Origin of the sequence: Gilliamella sp. W8128 (assembly GCF_016100545.1) — a bacterium.
Lineage (GTDB): Bacteria > Pseudomonadota > Gammaproteobacteria > Enterobacterales > Orbaceae > Gilliamella > Gilliamella apis.
Map to the genome: position 1 here is coordinate 1 of NZ_JACFSE010000022.1, position 2,894 is coordinate 2,894.

At 39.6% G+C, this 2,894-nt stretch carries 1 protein-coding gene; it reads right to left on the minus strand.

The window, feature by feature from the left end; all coding sequences use genetic code 11:
* Window positions 1-568: 568 nt before the first annotated feature.
* Window positions 569-2,002 (minus strand): hypothetical protein, encoded by a 1,434-nt coding sequence (locus tag H3U97_RS11330; protein WP_198199005.1) that lies wholly within the window; start codon window positions 2,000-2,002, stop codon window positions 569-571.
* Window positions 2,003-2,894: the final 892 nt, after the last annotated feature.

The window sequence follows — 2,894 nt, forward strand, 5'->3', positions numbered from 1 at the left end:
CCACGCAAGTGGTCACTGCGTGACTGCCTTCCGCCTTCGTTCGCTCTTAACGCTCCTTGCCAAACATCCCTGTTTGCCATGCTAAACTCACTCAGTTGTCAGCACATTGCGAATGTCGCTAAATAAGAAGCACTAAACTAATTTATAAAAATAAACGTTTATTATTAGTAATAGCTGATGTTATAACTAGCGTTAACGATTTATTGGATGGATTTTGGTTTTAAAAACCCCGTTCCTCAAAATTTTTGGTTCTTTATTTTTTAGTTGTTTAAGTTTCGGACGTTTTGTTGTTTGGTGGCTAGTTCTATGCGGTGAATACGTCCGAGTTAAGAGGGTTGCCGCGAACCCTCTTTACAATCTCCCGCGGCGACCACGCACGTGGTCACTGCGTGATTGCCTTCCGCCTTCGTTCGGTCTTAACGCTCCTTGCCAAACATCCCTGTTTGCCATGCTAACCTCACTCAGTTGTCAGCACATTGCGAAAGTCGCACCACAAAATCGATTTTTATCGCCCTAATGTTATTTTTCTTATCCTTGGCTTCAATACCTAAGAAATAAGAAATAATAGCTAAGGATAGACACAGACTCCGCCATAGGCGCCTGAGGTGTGAGGATATATATATATTTGACCCAAATTCCCATTATGACCACCAGTATCGAAAACCGAAAGAATATTAGTTGAATTCGGGTTATTAGTACCCGCCACCGTATCTTGCGTACAATAAGGAGCATTATGAAGGAATTTGCTAGAGTCGTCAGAGAGGGCAAAGTTACTGTTCATAGTCCCCCATTCCGAGAACAATCCTCCACCAATGTGACGACGAACCATATTATCAGGTGACGAAGGCGTTGCCGTTAATGCATTTATTTCATTTGCATAATCTTCACAAATCCCTGTATTATCTCTCAGACAGGACGCATTAGTTAAATCCCTGACCTTTGGAAGACGGTATCCAATCTTATTACACCAAGATTCCATACTAGGATAGTAATAATAGCTCATATTTCCACGACTAACAAACCACTGCTTTAACACAAATCCATATTTAACCACCGCATTACCCCTACTATCACGACCGACTAACTCAAATGTCTGCGGTAAAGATGGTCTACCGATTCTACCTGGATTATCTGAGTACGATGTAGCAACAGGACCCGTTAGGGTGACTCGAACGCTGGTACTTGTTGAACCGGTCATCGTCGCAGTAATACCACCATGAGAAACCGGAGCCCAAGATAAGGCCTGATTAGTGCCGGCAATAAATAAACTAAAACCAATTTTATGAACACCAGTAGTTGGGAAGTTTGAACCATAATACGACGGTGTAACTGACTGTGGTAGAAAACCCTTCCAAGTTTTCCAAACGGCCTCAGACAAACCGATATACCCACCTAAGGCAGGTCTTGCATAACAAATCACTGGCGCTGCCTTAGGTTTAATATAATAAGTGGCAGTCCTTGGCTCAAAACGACTTTCATTAGGTACCCCATAACGTGTTGTTAATCTACCTCCATCATTAGATAAGGTTAATCTATATGGCGCTCTATCGTCACAAAAAGTCAGCACGTGATTACGGGCAACAGGATTATTGTCTTTATCAACAATGGATAAATTTAAACTACCAGTAGCGGTGACACCATTAACTCCCTGACCATCGCCATCATCATCCCCCCAATAATTATAAGGTGTTCCAATAAGTGAACTTAATGCAATAGAATTAGTATCCCATGGTACTAACATACCAATATCATTAAAACTCTGACCAACAACAGGTAACTCGATAGGATTGTAATAACTCGAATTATTGGTTGTCGGAGTAAATGTTCTACCATCAGAAAGGGATATCCTGAGTAGCGCTTCGGTATTTGTTACCCGGGTACGACCACCATCAAAGGTTAAATAAGGTGCTGAGCCATAAATAATATTGGTCGTTGTAGTGGTTAATGCATAATTAGCAAAAGAGATAGACTGTAAAGCAACTACGGTTAAAACCAAAACCATCGGCCGAGATAAACAGACTAAACCAAGAAATTTTGAAAAATTTTGCTGAAATTTCGGAAATTTTGGAAATTGTCGAAATAATAAACTGCAGTTAAATAATAAACGGTATGAGCTTAACTTTAGAGAGGTGAATTTATAGGTTGGGCAGGTTGTGTGTTGTGTGTTGTGTGTTGAAAATTATAATCCATATCAGATATCCTTGTCAATCCAATTTTATGATTTATTTAAAATTTTAAGCCTAATGGCATAAAATTTATCCATTCGTATAAATATGCTATAAAAGTATAGTGATTGCAAAAAACCATGCAACTTTTTTTGATGGTTTAATTGTTAACTTTTGTAAAGGTGAATGTAATATTATGTCTTAATTACGACCTTAAAACCAATTTCGGGGAAACTTGGACGGGATTTTTAGGCTTTAAAAACCCCGTTCCTCAAATTTTTTTGGTTCTTTGAGTTTCGGACGTTTGTTGTTTTGTGGTTATTTCTATACGGCGATTACGTCCGAGTTAAGAGGGTTGGCGCGAACCCTCTTTACAATCTCCCGCGGCGACTACGCAAGTGGTCACTGCGTGACTACCTTCCGCCTTCGTTCGCTCTTAACGCACCGGCTGTGATTTGTTCCTGACAAAGCACCGCCTTGCCAAACATCCCTGTTTGCCATGCTAAGCTCACTCAGTTGTCAGCACATTGCTAATGTCGCTAAATTAAATACACCAAACTTATTTGCCAAAATAAACGTTTATTATTGGAACTAGTTGATTTTATAACTAACGTTAGCGATTTATTGGATGGATTTTAGGCTTTAAAAACCCCGTTCCTCAAAATTTTTTAGTTCTTTATTTTTTAGTTCTTTGAGTTTCGGACGTTTTGTTGTTTTGTGGTTGTTTCT